Source organism: Mesorhizobium sp. B2-3-11 (genome assembly GCF_006442215.1).
GTDB lineage: Bacteria > Pseudomonadota > Alphaproteobacteria > Rhizobiales > Rhizobiaceae > Mesorhizobium > Mesorhizobium salmacidum.
The window spans coordinates 23967-38018 of sequence record NZ_VFVS01000023.1 but is presented as its reverse complement, the minus strand read 5'-3'; the positions used below and the strand labels follow the sequence as shown (position 1 = coordinate 38018).

General features: G+C 61.8%; 11 protein-coding genes and 1 pseudogene. 10 read left to right on the top strand and 2 right to left on the bottom strand.

Annotated features, from left to right (window positions below):
* Nucleotides 1-85: 85 nt before the first annotated feature.
* Nucleotides 86-1261, top strand: coding sequence for a serine hydrolase domain-containing protein (locus FJ960_RS25630; protein WP_140717742.1), 1176 nt, complete (start codon nucleotides 86-88; stop codon nucleotides 1259-1261).
* Between the two features lie 75 nt (nucleotides 1262-1336).
* Nucleotides 1337-2818, top strand: a complete 1482-nt coding sequence (locus FJ960_RS25625) for a M81 family metallopeptidase (protein WP_140717740.1) — start codon at nucleotides 1337-1339, stop codon at nucleotides 2816-2818.
* 115 nt (nucleotides 2819-2933) lie between these two features.
* Here FJ960_RS25625 and FJ960_RS30020 read toward each other — a convergent pair.
* Nucleotides 2934-4005 (bottom strand): annotated as a pseudogene (locus tag FJ960_RS30020) (IS3 family transposase); the annotation flags it as partial.
* A 4-nt stretch (nucleotides 4006-4009) separates the two neighbouring features.
* Entirely contained in the window at nucleotides 4010-4591 is a 582-nt protein-coding gene (locus FJ960_RS25615; RefSeq protein WP_140717738.1) for an amino acid synthesis family protein, read from the bottom strand.
* A gap of 162 nt (nucleotides 4592-4753) precedes the next feature.
* Here FJ960_RS25615 and FJ960_RS25610 point away from each other — a divergent pair, with 162 nt between their 5' ends.
* The 8 genes from FJ960_RS25610 (at nucleotide 4754) to FJ960_RS25575 (ending at nucleotide 14018) form a co-directional block, all read left to right on the top strand.
* On the top strand, nucleotides 4754-6550 hold the full coding sequence (locus FJ960_RS25610; protein WP_140717736.1) for a helix-turn-helix domain-containing protein: 1797 nt from the start codon (nucleotides 4754-4756) through the stop codon (nucleotides 6548-6550).
* A gap of 155 nt (nucleotides 6551-6705) precedes the next feature.
* Nucleotides 6706-7683, top strand: coding sequence for a flavin reductase family protein (locus FJ960_RS25605; RefSeq protein ID WP_140717734.1), 978 nt, complete (start codon nucleotides 6706-6708; stop codon nucleotides 7681-7683).
* Between the two features lie 22 nt (nucleotides 7684-7705).
* Nucleotides 7706-9217, top strand: coding sequence for an aldehyde dehydrogenase (locus FJ960_RS25600; RefSeq protein WP_140717732.1), 1512 nt, complete (start codon nucleotides 7706-7708; stop codon nucleotides 9215-9217).
* A 32-nt stretch (nucleotides 9218-9249) separates the two neighbouring features.
* On the top strand, nucleotides 9250-10326 hold the full coding sequence (locus FJ960_RS25595) for an LLM class flavin-dependent oxidoreductase (protein WP_140717730.1): 1077 nt from the start codon (nucleotides 9250-9252) through the stop codon (nucleotides 10324-10326).
* A 1-nt stretch (nucleotide 10327) separates the two neighbouring features.
* A complete protein-coding gene (locus tag FJ960_RS25590) occupies nucleotides 10328-11155 on the top strand; it encodes an alpha/beta fold hydrolase (RefSeq protein ID WP_140717728.1) in 828 nt (275 codons plus the stop codon).
* Between the two features lie 262 nt (nucleotides 11156-11417).
* Nucleotides 11418-12251, top strand: coding sequence for a transporter substrate-binding domain-containing protein (locus tag FJ960_RS25585; protein ID WP_140717726.1), 834 nt, complete (start codon nucleotides 11418-11420; stop codon nucleotides 12249-12251).
* A 52-nt stretch (nucleotides 12252-12303) separates the two neighbouring features.
* Complete coding sequence (locus FJ960_RS25580) at nucleotides 12304-13278, top strand: amino acid ABC transporter permease (protein ID WP_140717724.1); 975 nt, start codon at nucleotides 12304-12306, stop codon at nucleotides 13276-13278.
* Nucleotides 13275-14018 (top strand): amino acid ABC transporter ATP-binding protein, encoded by a 744-nt coding sequence (locus tag FJ960_RS25575; RefSeq protein ID WP_140717722.1) that lies wholly within the window; start codon nucleotides 13275-13277, stop codon nucleotides 14016-14018. The genes FJ960_RS25580 and FJ960_RS25575 overlap by 4 nt, the downstream gene beginning before the upstream one ends.
* Nucleotides 14019-14052: the final 34 nt, after the last annotated feature.

The following is a 14052-nucleotide window of genomic DNA, read 5'->3' as shown; positions in this document are numbered from 1 at the left end:
CGATTGCTCCAGTGACGCCATTGATGCGCGGACCGGCCATCAGAAAAATCAATCTGCCAGACACTTCAAGACAAGGAGAATGATCATGACCTCAACCCGGCGTTCGCTGCTTAAGATGGGACTGGCCGGCTTGCTTGTACCACAGGCGACGGTTGTTCTGGCGGATCAAAAGCCGAACCAGACCTTCGAGACCTGGCGCCGCAACTTCGAAGCCGGAGTTCCGGCACGCATTTCGGCGGCCAAGGTTCCAGGAGCCGCCGTGGGCATAATTTCGAAAAACGGCTCAACCAGCTATTCGGCCGGCTTCGGTTTTGCCGACATTCACCAACAACGGAAGTTCACTGCAGACACCCCAACGCATCTGGCATCGGTCAGTAAGTTGTTTACGGCCTCCGCCCTAGTCCAGCTGTTTGAGCGCAAGGATCTCGACCTGCATCAAGACGTGAACGAGTTCATCGACTTTTCCGTTACAAACCCCCACCATCCCAAGATACCGATCACGCCGCATCAACTCATCACCCACACGTCCAGCATCTCGGATGACGGATATGGGGACTACTCCGTCGTGGGAGATCCAACGCAAAGTCTGTCCAGCTTCCTTCGCGACTATCTTGTGAAAGGCGGGCACACCTACTCGCCGGGGAAATCGTACTACAAGGCAAAACCTGGCAAGAGGTGGTCCTATTCCAACGTCGCCGTTGCCCTCGCAGGTTATGTCGTTGAGTGTCTCAGCAAACAGGGCTTCTCCTCTTATGTCGAGAAGCAAATATTCGAGCCGCTCGGCATTCGAAACGCGCATTGGTATCTGAAGCAATTTGCCCCGGACGTGATCTCGCAGCCCTACAGGTTTGAAAAGGGCGCGTTCGTTCAACTGCCTCAGGAAGGATATCCAGATGTCCCTGCAGGCATGTTGCGCTGCTCGGTCAACGATCTTGCAAAGATGCTGCGTGCGATGCTCGGGGGTGAAACGGGCAGTCACGAAATCCTGTCACCAGCCGGCGTAGCCGCCATGCTGCGCGACCAGATCGACCCAGCGATCGTTCATTACCAGGGGCTTGGCTGGATCGAGGAGGAAATCAACGGGACACCCTTTGTTGGTCACTCCGGCAGCGATTTCGGCGCTTCCAATATGGTTATCCTGACGAAGGACCATGGCCACGCAGTCGCTGTGCTGATGAACATCGACGGGACGGAAAAGACCGACACATTCAGGAGTTCGATGATTGAAGATCTCCTAGTCGGCGCAAAACTTTCGGCGTGAAGCAATCCGGAAGCGAAGCCGACTCCGAATATGTAGCGGATTCTTTCCGCGATTGCTCCTTAAGAGGACGAGCAAATGACGCATTGTGTTTTGACCGCCGAATTCACCCACGAAACGAACACCTTCAACGTGATCAAGACGGACTATGAAGCCTTTCGGAGCAGCCGTATCCAGGAAGGCGAGGAGGCCATTTCGGCTCGCGGCGATGCCAATACCGAATTAGCCGGATTTCTGGATGTTGCGGCCAAATACCAGTGGGATCTGGTGCATGCGATCAGTGCCGATGCCGAACCTGCTGGTCCGGTAACGCGTGACGCGTTTGACCGCATCACCGGTAAGATACTGGCTAAGGCGGCGGCTTTGGGCGACAAGCTTGATGGCATTTTGCTTGGCTTGCATGGCGCCATGGTGACCGATTTTTCTTCAGATGGCGAAGGTGAATTGCTTGAGCGTTTACGTCGAGTGCTGAAGCGCCGCATACCGATCGCCGTCACGTTGGACCCGCATGCCAATGTTACCGCCAGCATGTGTGAGAACGCGGACGTCCTGATTTCTTTCAAAACGTATCCACATGTCGATATGCGCGAAACCGCTCGCCATGCCGCCGAGTTGCTGCACCAGGCAGTTCAAGGTTCCATCAGACCCAAGACTCTATTGGTGCGAAGGCCAATGCTGGAGGAGGCAAATGCCGGCCGCACGGATATCGGGCTCATGGTTGATTGGATAGAAGAAGCAAGGGAGCATGAAAGGAGTGCCGGTGCACTCGCGGTCAGCATTAATGGGGCCTTTCCAGGTGCCGATGTGAAGGAAGTCGGCCCCACTGTGGTGGTGAGCTATGACGGCGATCCCGACAGACACATAGCTTTTGCGGAGCGCATCGCCGACAAAATCTGGAACAATCGCGAGAATGTCCTCAACAAGTTCTACACGCCTAAAGAGTCGGCCGAGATTGCTCGCTGCTACAGGGGTGAACGGCCGCTAATCATCGCTGACTACGCCGATAATCCGGGAGCCGGCGCGTATGGCGACGCCACCGCACTTCTCGATGCGCTCCTGAAGGCGCGCGTTCAGAATGCGTGTTTTGGCCCTGTGGTTGATGCCGGGGCAGTTAAACAGCTATCCAATGCGAAGATCGGAGATACCGTTTCCGTTTCCTTGGGCGGCAAGATGGACCCGCGCTTTGGCGGAGCACCATTGCAGGTTGAGGCTAAGCTTTTGCGTCTAAGCGACGGAAAGCTTGTAGGCACCGGGCCGCAGTTGGGCGGGCTCCAATTCAGTTTCGGTCCCACGGCCGTCATCTCAGTCGGTGGAGTGAAGGTGCTCGTCGTCACTGAGCGCTCGCAGTTGCTGGATCAGGAGCAATTCCGAGCCTTTGGCATAGAGCCGACGGCACACGACGTCATCGTTGTGAAATCCCAACAGCATTTCCGCGCGGACTTTGAATCTATCGCTGGAGAGATCATCGTCTGCGATTGCGGTGCCCTGTCGACGATGGACTACGCCAAAATGCCGTTCAGGAACGTGCCGCGGCCGATTTACCCGCTCGATAAATTCTAGCGAGAGGGACGATCCCGAGCGCCGCTGCTACGTTAGGCGTGCTCGCGTGGTGCGCGGCGTAGAGCAGAAGGCTGGTTTCGCTCCCTGGCCTGCTGCCGGTTTTTCGGACACGAGGTTAAACTAGCATAGCTTGTTCCTCGAACTCGACGGGGCTCAGATAGCCGAGCGCCGAGTGCCTTTGCCGAGGGTTACAGAAGCGCTCGATGTAGTCGAACACATCCGCCCTCGCGTCATCCCTCGTCTGTAGACCTTGCGGGCTGTCCGCTCGATTTGAGCGACGAGAAGAAGCTTTCCATCGCAGCATTGTCCCAGACGTGGCCCGACCGGGTCATTGAGCAGGTGATGTGGTCGGCCATCAGTCGCTGGAACTGCTCGCTCGTATATTGCGGTCCCTGGTCGGAGTGGTGCAGCAGGCTATCGGGCCTGCCTCGGCGCCAGATCGCCATGATGAGGGCGTCGGTGACGAACCGGGCCGTCATCTCTGGCTTCATCGCCCACCCGACAACACGACGGGAGAACAGATCAACGACGGCGGCAACGTAGAGCCATCCTTCGGCGGTCCAGACGTAGGTAAAGTCCGCGATCCACTTCTGGTTCGGTGCAGCGGCCTAGAAGCTGCGATCGAGGAGGTTGGCCGACATGGCGGCTCGCTCTCCGGTGTCCTTCGGCAGTCCGCGGCACCGAGGCCGGGCCCGCAGCCCCGTTCTCCCGCATCAGCCGTTCGATGCGATGCAGGCCGCAGGAAAGCCCTCTGCCAGAACGTCATGCCAGACCCGACGCGCGCCGTAGGAGCGGTCGCTGCTCTTGAAGCTTCGGTCGATCCTGGAAACGAGGGTCTCGCCGGGAGCGAACGCTGGGGCTGCGGTCGAGCCAGGCATGGAAGTCCGAGCGGGACACATCCAGCGCACTGCACAGCCATGCCACCGGCCAGATGCCCCGGTGCCTCGCGATGAAAGCAAACCTCAGGTCGCTTCCCTCGCGAAGTAGGCTGCGGCCTTTTTTAGGATGTCGCGCTCCGCCTTCAACTTCGCCACTTCCTTGCGCAGCCGGTCAATCTCCAACTGCTCCGGCTTCATCTGTCCATGGCTGGGAAAGGCATGCTGCGGATCGGCCCATAGATCGCGCACCCATTTGCGCAGCACATTCTCGAGGAGATCGAGGTCGCGGGTCGCCTGGGTCACCGCGACGACGCTAAATTGCCGCCTCCTGCTCCAATTCCTTCATGTCCTGAAAACGGTCCGCAATCCGGGGATGAACCCGGCCGCCATCGGCCGCGCCGATAGCCACGACGATCTCGTCGGCGGCCGGGCCGTCAGCGATCTGGAAGTTGGCGGTGATGAAATGCGAGCGGCGGCCGTTCTCGCTCTTGTGCATCATCGGCAATGACAGAAGCGCGCCCGGCGCGCTGCGTGTGTTGCAAAATTCCAGATAGGTCGTGCCGCCGACGGCGTCGCGGAACACGTTGCCGAAGCGAAGCGTGTGGATCATTGCCGAGGCGTGTTCGATCTCGCCTGCGACCCCGACAGCAGCGGCCTTGCCGTAGCTCTCGATGCGCTCCGCAGGCATAAGCCCGAGCAGGCGGTGCGTGAGTTCATGCCCCAGCCGGGGCGCGATGGCCACGATCTCGGGTCGCAGGTTCTCGACGAAGCCGCGCCCGGCCCATGGGTTGCGCAGCACGGCGGCGACGACGATCGATGTTACTGGCCTGGCCGCCGCCTTACCGCCTTCTATGAGCACTTCCTCGATGAAGGTGCAGACTTTTCGCAATTCCATGATTTTGGGCCCTGTTGGTGGAAGCCCAGCCTAGTAAGGCCCAATGGACAGGTATTCCTCCGGTTCGTAGGAAGAATCGGCGTGCACCTCGCTTGGAAGCGGTGTAGCGTTCGTATATCTGCGACGGCTTAAATTGGCCCTTCGCGAGGCGGAAGACCGGGCGTGGATCACGAGTCGCAGATTCTCTCTTTGCGGGACGCCGCCAGCCTCATCAATTCGGGTGGCGATCTCCAGTCCGTGCTGCGCGACCTCGTGCTGGCAGCCTGCCGTCATGCCAAATGGACCCTGGGCTCGATCATGAGCATCGATGCGCCGCACGGCCACGCTTATGTCATCGTGCGCCATGACCCGACGCTCATCCAACGCACGCTGCCGGACCGTTGGGAACTCGCAACCAGCCCTTCGATCGTCGCGCTCAACCGCAACGAACCCGTCTACATCAGGGACGCGCGGGTGTCCGAGGAGTTTCCGGGCTATCGCCGCGAGGCGTTCGAGCGCGACTACCGCAGCGTCCTGGTGATGCCGATGAACTGCGTCGATGAAGACAGCCGGCCAATGGTGTTGACCGTCGTCTCGCGCGAGATCACCGAAGTGAGCGCCGAGGATATCGCCTTCATCGGCATGATCGTGCATCTGGGCGAGATCGCGGTGGAGAAGCAGCATCGCCTGCGCCAGGAGAAGCAAGCCGGCGAGCGCCTGCAGCGCGCTTTGCTGGCGCATACCACGCTTCTTCAGCAGGCCCTGTCGGAAGGATCGGTGGTCTCGCTAGCCGAGAAAGTCGGCGAGCTGTTGCCCAATCCGGTCGTGGTCATTGATTTCCACGCCAACCTGGTCGTGGCTGGCCGCTCGCCGAGCGAAGCGCATTTTGATGCAGTGACCTGGCAACAAGCCGTCAGCGGCGTGCTCAACCGGCAGATATTCAAGGTCGCGCGCGGCGCGTCCGAGGCGCGCCAGAGCGAGACGCTGTTCGTCGACGGCGGCAGGCACCGGCTAAAGCTTTCGGTGCGTTTAGAGCCGCTTACCATCGATGACGAAGTGGTTGGCGCGCTGATGATTTTTCCGACGCCGCAGCAGTCAGGCCAGCTCGATCAGATGCTGCTCGACAGCGCCAAGTTCGCGCTCAGCGTGCAGATGATGCGCAGCTTCGTCCGCTTCCGCTTCGAGACCAGATCGCTGACCGAGCTTTTCCTGGAGGTCGTCGAGCGCCGCTGGCGCGACGAGGCCGATATCGTCAATCGTGCCCGCCGCTTAGGGGTCAACCTGACGACGCCGCAAAGAATGATTGTGGTCGACTACGCCGACGAGGCCGGGAACGGCGGCAGCGGTCTTGCTGATCCGCATCATGGCCTTGTTCGGCTTCTGGAACAGGCAGGCATGGTGGGCACCGTTATCGCCATCGAAGGCGGCCTTGTCTGTCTAATTGCCGGCGATGCCGGGCAGGACATCCGCCTGGCGAAACTGCCGAACAGAATCGCCGCGGAGCTTGGGCGCTATTTCGAACGTGAGCCGGCAGTCCTCGTTTCCGAAATCTGCGCTGCGCTGGCCGATTACCCGATGGCGTGGGAGCGTTGCCGCCGCATGCTCCGCATCGGCCGCTCCTTCGGGCGCACCGGCGTCTTCGCCGGCCAGGATTTTGGCCCGCTGCCGATGCTGGTCGCCGCCGCCGATGTGCCCGACGTGCGCAACTTCGTTGACAAAAGCGTCGGCGCGCTGGCAGCGCATGACCGCGAGCACGGCACGCCCTATCTGGACACCCTATTTGCCTATCTGCGCGAAAGCTGCCGCAGCCAGGCCTGCGCCGACGCCCTCGGCCTGCATGTCACCACCTTGCGCTATCGCTTGTCGCGCGTGGAGGAGTTGTTCGGCATCCGGCTCGACACGCCCGAACAGCGCTTCGCGGTCGAGCTGGCGATCCGACTCAGCGGCATCATCGACAGCCGCGTGCCGACGGTCCGCTAGAACCGGTCCATCCCAACACTCCGCCGACATATGGTGCGTCGCGCTCGCGCTTGCTCGGGATGGCAGCAGACTGTCGCGAAGTCTTTCCTACAGATCGGAGGAAGAAGCCGTGGCGGCTCCTGCCTAGGTTCCATCCCGCAATGTGGAGGAAAGCGATGGCGTACGCGGTGGCACAAAGGATGATCGACCCGATCGCTTTGCGTCGCGCCTTCGGCACCTTCGTCACGGGGGTCACGGTGATCACCACGCGTGACAGCGACGGCAATCCACGCGGCATGACGGCCAATTCCTTTACTTCCGTCTCGCTCGATCCGCCGCTGCTACTGGTCTGTGTTGGCAAATCGGCGGCGAGCTTTCCGGCCTTCAGTGAAAGCCAATCCTTTGCGGTCAATTTCCTACATGAGGGGCAGGCCGATGTCTCATCGGTGTTCGCATCGAAGACTGCGGACAAGTTCCAGTCAGTGAACCATGATCGCGCCCACACCGGCGCGCCGATCCTCACCGACAGCCTGACCTGGTTCGACTGCACCGTTCACAATCGCGTCGAGGCCGGCGACCACGTCATTCTGATCGGTCAGGTGCAGGCCTTCGGAACCAGCCCGTCAGCGCCGCTCGGGTTTTGCCGCGGCCGCTACGCCAGCGTGAAGGATCCGCTGCCGGCCGGTTGGCTGGCCTCGCAAGACATGATCATCGGCTATCTGGTCGAGACTGGCGATCGCATCCTCTTGCGCAACGACGGTAAAGGCGGCTGGATGTTGCCGACGGCACGGCGCCGCAAGGCGGATAGCAACCTGATCCTAGATGGCGGCGAGGCGCTGAGCCTCGTTCCCGAAAACACCTTCCTCTATTCGGTTTTCGATGTCGCCGACAGCGATCCCGGCTACCTGATCTACCGTGCCGAGCTGAGCCGCGAGGGTGCTGAAGCCGCCCTGCCGGATGGCCACGCCTTCTTTCCAGTCAACATGCTGCCTTACGCGCAGATCGCTACGCACGAGCTGCGCGCCATGCTGCGTCGCTATGCGCGCGAGCGGCAGGACAAGCGCTTCGGCATCTACATGGACACCGGCGACGGCGGCCGCGTCGCCATGATCGACGGCCAGTCGCAATCGTGGACGCAGGCCGCGTCCAAATGACGAGACACGCAGGACAGACAGCATGAAAACGACGGCCGGATCGCTCGAAGGCTCGCGCCAGAACCTGTTCATCAACGGTGCGTTCGTGGCGCCGAGGAGCGGGCAGTATATCGACAGTTTCGACCCGACCACGGGCAGGCCCTGGTACCAGTTCGCCGAGGCCGACGCCGAGGATGTAGGCGCGGCTGTCGAGGTCGCGCGTGCGGCCTTCGCCAATCCGGCCTGGCGGCGTATGACCCAAACCGACCGCGGCAGGCTGGTGCGCCGCCTGGCGGAACTGGTCCTCGACAACGCCGACGAGCTGGCGCTGATCGAGACGCGCGACAATGGCAAGCTGCTCAAGGAAATGCGGGCGCAGATGCGCGCCATGCCCGACAGCTACACCTACTTCGCCGGCATGGCCGACAAGCTGCTCGGTGACACGATTCCCGTCAACAAGCTCGACATGCTCAACTTCAATCTGCGCGAGCCGATCGGCGTCGTCGGCATGATCACGCCGTGGAATTCGCCGCTGATGCTGCTCACCGGCACGCTGGCGCCCTGCCTTGCACTCGGCAACACAGTGGTCGTCAAGCCGTCCGAGCATGCTTCGGCCTCGACGCTCGCTCTGGCGGAGTTGATCATGGAAGCCGGTTTTCCCGCCGGGGTCGTCAACGTCGTGACCGGCACCGGCGCTGTCGCCGGCGACGCGCTGACCAGGCATCCAGGCATAGCCAAATTCGTCTTTACCGGTTCGACCGCAACCGGGCGGCGCATTGCCGCCAATGCGGCGCAGAACCTCATTCCCTGCTCGATGGAGCTTGGCGGCAAATCCCCTCACGTCGTCTTCGGCGACGTCGACATCGATCATGCCGTGAACGGCGTTGTGTCCGGTGTCTTCGCGGCCGCGGGCCAGACCTGCGTCGCCGGCTCGCGCTGTTTCGTAGAGGCGAGCGTCTATGACCGCTTCGTCGAGGCGCTGGTCGAACGCACGAGGGGGGTGCGGGTCGGGCTGCCGATGCTGGAGGACACCGATATCGGCCCCCTGGCGCTGTCGGCGCAGCTTGCCAAGGTGGAAGGCTATGTCGCTTCCGGTGTGCGCCAAGGCGCGCGGATCGCGGCCGGCGGCAAGCGTCCGCAGGCGGACGAGCTTGCCGGCGGCTGGTATTTCGAGCCGACGGTGATGACTGCGGCCGAGAACGGCATGGAGTTCATGCAGGAGGAGCTGTTCGGCCCCGTCGTCGGCGTCATCCCGTTCTCGTCGGAAGACGAGATGATCCGGCTCGCCAACGACACGCGCTACGGGCTCGCCTCCGGCATCTGGACACGCGACATCAACCGCGCACTGCGCTTCGCCCGTGATGTCGAGGCGGGCACGGTCTGGATCAACACCTATCGCGCCTCCTCCTTCATGTCCGCCAATGGCGGCTTCAAGGAGAGCGGCTACGGGCGGCGGGGCGGCTTCGACGCCATGGAGGAGTTCTCGCGCCTGAAGAACGTCGTCATCGACTATTCGGGCGCCATGCAGGACCCGTTCGTCATCCGCCTTCGCTGACCAAGACCCGACGCAACGACCGGGAGACCGACATGAAATTCGCCGTATCGCTGACCATGGAGCGCTTCTCGCCCGATATCCCGATGGAGCGGGTGAAGAGCAATCTCTTGGATCTCGCGCGCATGGCTGACGAGGGCGGTTTCGAAACGCTATGGACGGCGGAGCATCATACGATCGAATGCACGATCTCGCCCAACCCGCTGATGACGCTGACCTGGCTTGCCCAGCACACCGAACAGATCCGGCTCGGCACCTCGACGCTGGTCGCGCCCTACTGGAGCCCGATCCGGCTGGCGGGGGAGGCCGCGCTTTGCGACCACCTGACCGGCGGGCGGCTGGAATTCGGCATCGCGCGCGGCTCCTATCAGTATGAATTCGACCGCATGGCCGGCGGCATGCCGCAGCAGGAAGGCGTCGCCTATCTCAAGGAGTTGGTGCCGGCGGTGAAGAGGCTGTGGGCCGATGACTATGCCCATGATGGTCACTACTGGAAGTTTCCTGCGGCCGCCGGCGTGCCGAAGCCGCTGCAGAAGCCGCACCCGCCGATCTGGGTGGCCGCTCGAGACCCGGGCACATTCGACTGGGCGGTCGGCATCGGCGCCTCGATCCTGTCGACGCCGCTCTCGCAGCCGGCGGCGGAGATCGCCGTGCTCGGCGAGAAATTCCGCAAGGCCGTCGCCGATCATCCGGAGGTGGACCGGCCGCGCCTGATGATGCAGCGTCGCACCTGCGTCTACGAACGGGCGCAGGACTGGGAGATCGCGGTCGGGCATGCCATCGACTATGGCCGCGCTTTCGAGAACCTATTCCAGAACATCGGCACGGTGCGCAGCGGCTTTCCCGAAGCCGTGCCCTACGACAGCGTCAAGGGCAAGGACAACTACAATCCCGAAAACATCCGCCGCAACCTCATGTTTGGCACGCCGGACGAGGTAGTCGAGAAGCTGCTCGACTATGAGGCGGCGGGCGTCGACCAATATTGCCTCGGCCTGACGTTCAACCTGCCGTTCGAGCTGCAGAAGAAGACGATCAAGCTCTGGGTCGACGAGGTGATGCCGGTCTTTGCCGTGCGCGAGCGCGACAAGACGCGCCAGGCGGCGAGGGCCTGATATGGCGCGCTCCGGCCAACTCGACGTCGAAGGCGTGCTGCTCAACTGGCGCCTCGAAGGCGAAGGCGGCGTGCCGCTGGTCTGCATCCATGGCGTCGGCTCCTACCTTGAAGCCTGGAATGGCGTGGCCGAGCGGCTGAAAGATCGCTTCGCGGTCCTTACCTTCGATTTGCGCGGCCACGGCCGCTCAAGCCGGGTCAAGGGCCGCTACGAGATCGATGCTTTCGTCGGCGAGACGCTGGCGTTGGCCGATCATCTGGGGTTTTCCACCTTCAATCTGGCAGGGTTTTCCTTGGGCGGTTTGATCGCGCAGCGCCTCGCGCTGTCGCATGCCGAACGCCTGCAAAAATTGATGCTGCTGTCGACGGTCGCAGGCCGGACGCCAGAGGAGCGAAACGCCGTGCGCGGCCGGCTGGCGGCGCTGATGGCGAGCGACGCCTCGGCGCATCACACCGCCTCGCTGTCGCGTTGGCTGACGGAGGATTTTCAGAACAGGAACCCTGAGATCATCGCGGAACTGCGCCGGCGCGACGCCGAGAACGACCGTGAGTGCTATGCCGCTGCCTACCGGGTTCTCGCCGAAACCGATTTCGGTGGCATCCTCGACCGCATTACCTGCCAAACCCTGATCGTGACAGGCGCCGACGACCAGGGGTCAAGTCCGCGCATGGCGCGGCTGATGCACGAACAGGTCCAAGGTTCGCAAATCGCCATTCTGCCCAGGCTTCGCCACTCGATCCTGATCGAGGCGCCGGCCCTCGTCGCGGAAACGATGGCCGACTTCCTGCTGGGCGTCGATCGCGCGAGAGGAGCTGTTGCGCATGGTTAGCGGTCTTCGCGGAGCTGGTGAGGGTGTTTTGTTCAAAGCGCCGGGCGGCACTTCGCTAGCAAGAGGCCAAAGCTTTCCCCGTGAGCGAGGGAATGACGGCTGCAGACATCCTCCGCGGCAGCGGAAGACCGGACCGGCGCTGGCATCACTAAATCCGAGAGCCATCCGGAGGATGCCGATCTCGTCGGCAAGGGATTGCGAAGTCATGACCGTCTGAACGGCCATGAGCGCATGGACTGAACAACAACAAGGGAACACGCAAATGACATTCTGGAACAGACGACAAATGGCGATGGCCACGCTGGCGCTTGCGTTCAGCGCATATCCTGCCCACGCCGGCGCGGTGCTTGACCGCGTGACCGCGGCAGGCACGCTCAAGGTTGCGACGGACGCCAACTGGGCGCCACAATCCTTCGTGAACGCCAACAATGAACTCGACGGCTTCGACGTCGACGTGGCCAAGGCGATCGGCAAGCATCTCGGCGTCAAGGTGGAATTCGTCACGCCTGGCTGGGACATCATCACCGCCGGCAACTGGGCGGGGCGCTGGGACATGCATGTCGGCTCGATGACGCCAACCAAGAAGCGCGCCGAAATCTTCGATTTCCCGGCGGTGTACTACTACACGCCGGCCGCGGTCGCCGTGCACAAGGACAGCAAGGCCAAGACCCTGGCCGACCTCGACGGCAAGGTGGTTGGCGCCACCAGCACGTCCACCTTCGAAGCCTATGCGAAGAAGGATCTGACGCTCGACGCCGCCGGCGCGCCGGCCTTCGAGTACAAGCTCAACCCGAAGGAGGTCCACTCGTACGAGAACTCGACGACGGCCTTCGACGACCTTCGCCTCGGGGACGGCGTGCGCCTGGACGCGGTGGTTTCGTCGCTGCCATCCATCCTCGACGCGGTGAAGGCCGGCTATCCGATCAAGCAGATCGGCGATCCGGTGTTCTACGAGCCACTGGCGATCGCCATTGAGCATGGCGATCCGGAACTGTCGGCCAAGATTGCCGACGCCGTGAAAGCGATGAAGGAGGACGGCACGCTGAGCAAGCTCTCGGAAAAATGGTACGGCCAGGATTATTCGAAGACGAACTAGCCCTTCAAAGGCGGCCATCCGTGGCAGGCCGCCGAACCGCCGGTGCTCAAAGATGCTCTATCCGGATACCGTCGAGGCCGAAGTCCTCGTTCACAAGCCCTGGTTCGTGGCGACGATCTTCGGCATCGTTCTGCTCGTCTTCATGGCTTTCAACATGTCGGGCACCAGCTTTGCCGAACTCATGCGTCCGGTAATCGGCGAACCGTCGACGAGCGGCCTCTACGGGCGCTTTGCCATTGGCTTCGCCATAGCGGTGATCTTCACGTTGAACGTCGTGCTAATCGGCTTCGCGCCGCTCAAGCTGCAGATCGGCATCGTCTGGCTGGAGCTGCTGCTGCTGTTCATCGGCTTCTTCGAAACGTTCCATCTCAGCCTGCCTTTCATCCGCGAGAAACTGCCGTTCCTGATCAGCCAGGGCGTCGTCACCACGCTCTATGTCTCGGCGATTTCCATCGTCATCGCTTCGGTCATCGCGGTGGGGGGCGCCGTCGCCAAGCTCTCGAACAATGGCTTTGCCTACGCCATCGCCAGCTTCTACACCTCCTTCTTCCGCGGCCTGCCGCTGCTGATGCAGGTCTACCTGATCTATCTTGGACTGCCGCAGCTTGGCTTCGTGATCAATGCGGTTCCTGCCGGCATCCTGGCGCTGTCGCTCTGCTACGGCGCCTACATGACCGAGATCTTCCGCTCCGGTATCCAGAGTATCGATCGCGGCCAGTGGGAGGCTTCGCGCTCCATGGGGTTCGGTTTCGCCTTGACCATGCGCCGCATCATTCTGCCGCAGGCATTGCCGGTCATCATTCCGCCGACGGGCAACCAGTTCATCTCGATGCTGAAGGATTCCTCGCTGGTATCCGTCATCGGCGTTTGGGAATTGATGTTCTTGGCACGCACGCTCGGCCAGAAGACCTTCCAGCACATGGAAATGCTGATCTCGGCCGCCATGATTTATTGGATGCTGTCTATCTGCCTCGAACTCATCCAGTCCCGGATCGAGCGTCACTATGCCAGGAGCAAGGTGCGATGACCGCCCAAGCCATCATTGAAGCCAGGGCCGTGTCCAAATGGTACGGCCAGTTCCACGCGCTGAAGGAGATCAACCTGACCGTCCACAAAGGCGAACGCATTGTCATCTGCGGACCATCCGGTTCGGGCAAGTCGACACTGATCCGCTGCTTCAACCGCCTCGAGGCGCATCAGGCCGGCCATATCGTCGTCAACGGCGTTGCCCTGCATGGCAAGATGGGCAACGTCGCGGCCGTGCGCTCGAACGTCGGCATGGTCTTCCAGCACTTTAATCTGTTTCCGCATATGACGGTTCTGATGAACTGCATGGCCGCGCCAATGTGGGTCAAAGGCGTTTCGGCCGCGGAAGCGCGCAAGACCGCTCTCCAGTTCCTGGAACGGGTCCGCATTCCAGAACAGGCGAACAAGTTCCCCGTCCAGCTCTCCGGCGGCCAGCAGCAGCGGGTAGCGATCGCCCGCAGCCTGTGCATGAAACCCGATGTCATGCTGTTTGACGAGCCGACCTCCGCTCTCGACCCGGAAATGGTCTCGGAGGTGCTTGAGACGATGACCGGGCTGGCCCGCGATGGCATGACCATGGTTTGCGTGACCCATGAGATGGGCTTTGCTCGCGCCGTGGCCGACCGCGTCATCTTCATGGATGCTGGGCAAATTGTTGAACAGGGCACGCCTGACGAGTTTTTCGCCCGACCGCGCCACGATCGAACGAAGTTGTTCCTAAGCCAGATCCTGAAGCATTAGCCCTCTAGGAGAAGTCTGCTTTCGGAAAACTGAT

Excerpts from the sequence above, each read along its gene's own strand:
- FJ960_RS25600 (WP_140717732.1), top strand. The coding sequence starts at position 7,706 with ATGAAAACGACGGCCGGATCGCTCGAAGGCTCGCGCCAGAACCTGTTC.
- FJ960_RS25575 (WP_140717722.1), top strand. The coding sequence starts at position 13,275 with ATGACCGCCCAAGCCATCATTGAAGCCAGGGCCGTGTCCAAATGGTAC.
- FJ960_RS25630 (WP_140717742.1), top strand. The coding sequence starts at position 86 with ATGACCTCAACCCGGCGTTCGCTGCTTAAGATGGGACTGGCCGGCTTG.
- FJ960_RS25590 (WP_140717728.1), top strand. The coding sequence starts at position 10,328 with ATGGCGCGCTCCGGCCAACTCGACGTCGAAGGCGTGCTGCTCAACTGG.
- FJ960_RS25585 (WP_140717726.1), top strand. The coding sequence starts at position 11,418 with ATGACATTCTGGAACAGACGACAAATGGCGATGGCCACGCTGGCGCTT.
- FJ960_RS25615 (WP_140717738.1), bottom strand. The coding sequence starts at position 4,591 with ATGGAATTGCGAAAAGTCTGCACCTTCATCGAGGAAGTGCTCATAGAA.
- FJ960_RS25580 (WP_140717724.1), top strand. The coding sequence starts at position 12,304 with ATGCTCTATCCGGATACCGTCGAGGCCGAAGTCCTCGTTCACAAGCCC.
- FJ960_RS25595 (WP_140717730.1), top strand. The coding sequence starts at position 9,250 with ATGAAATTCGCCGTATCGCTGACCATGGAGCGCTTCTCGCCCGATATC.
- FJ960_RS25605 (WP_140717734.1), top strand. The coding sequence starts at position 6,706 with ATGGCGTACGCGGTGGCACAAAGGATGATCGACCCGATCGCTTTGCGT.
- FJ960_RS25625 (WP_140717740.1), top strand. The coding sequence starts at position 1,337 with ATGACGCATTGTGTTTTGACCGCCGAATTCACCCACGAAACGAACACC.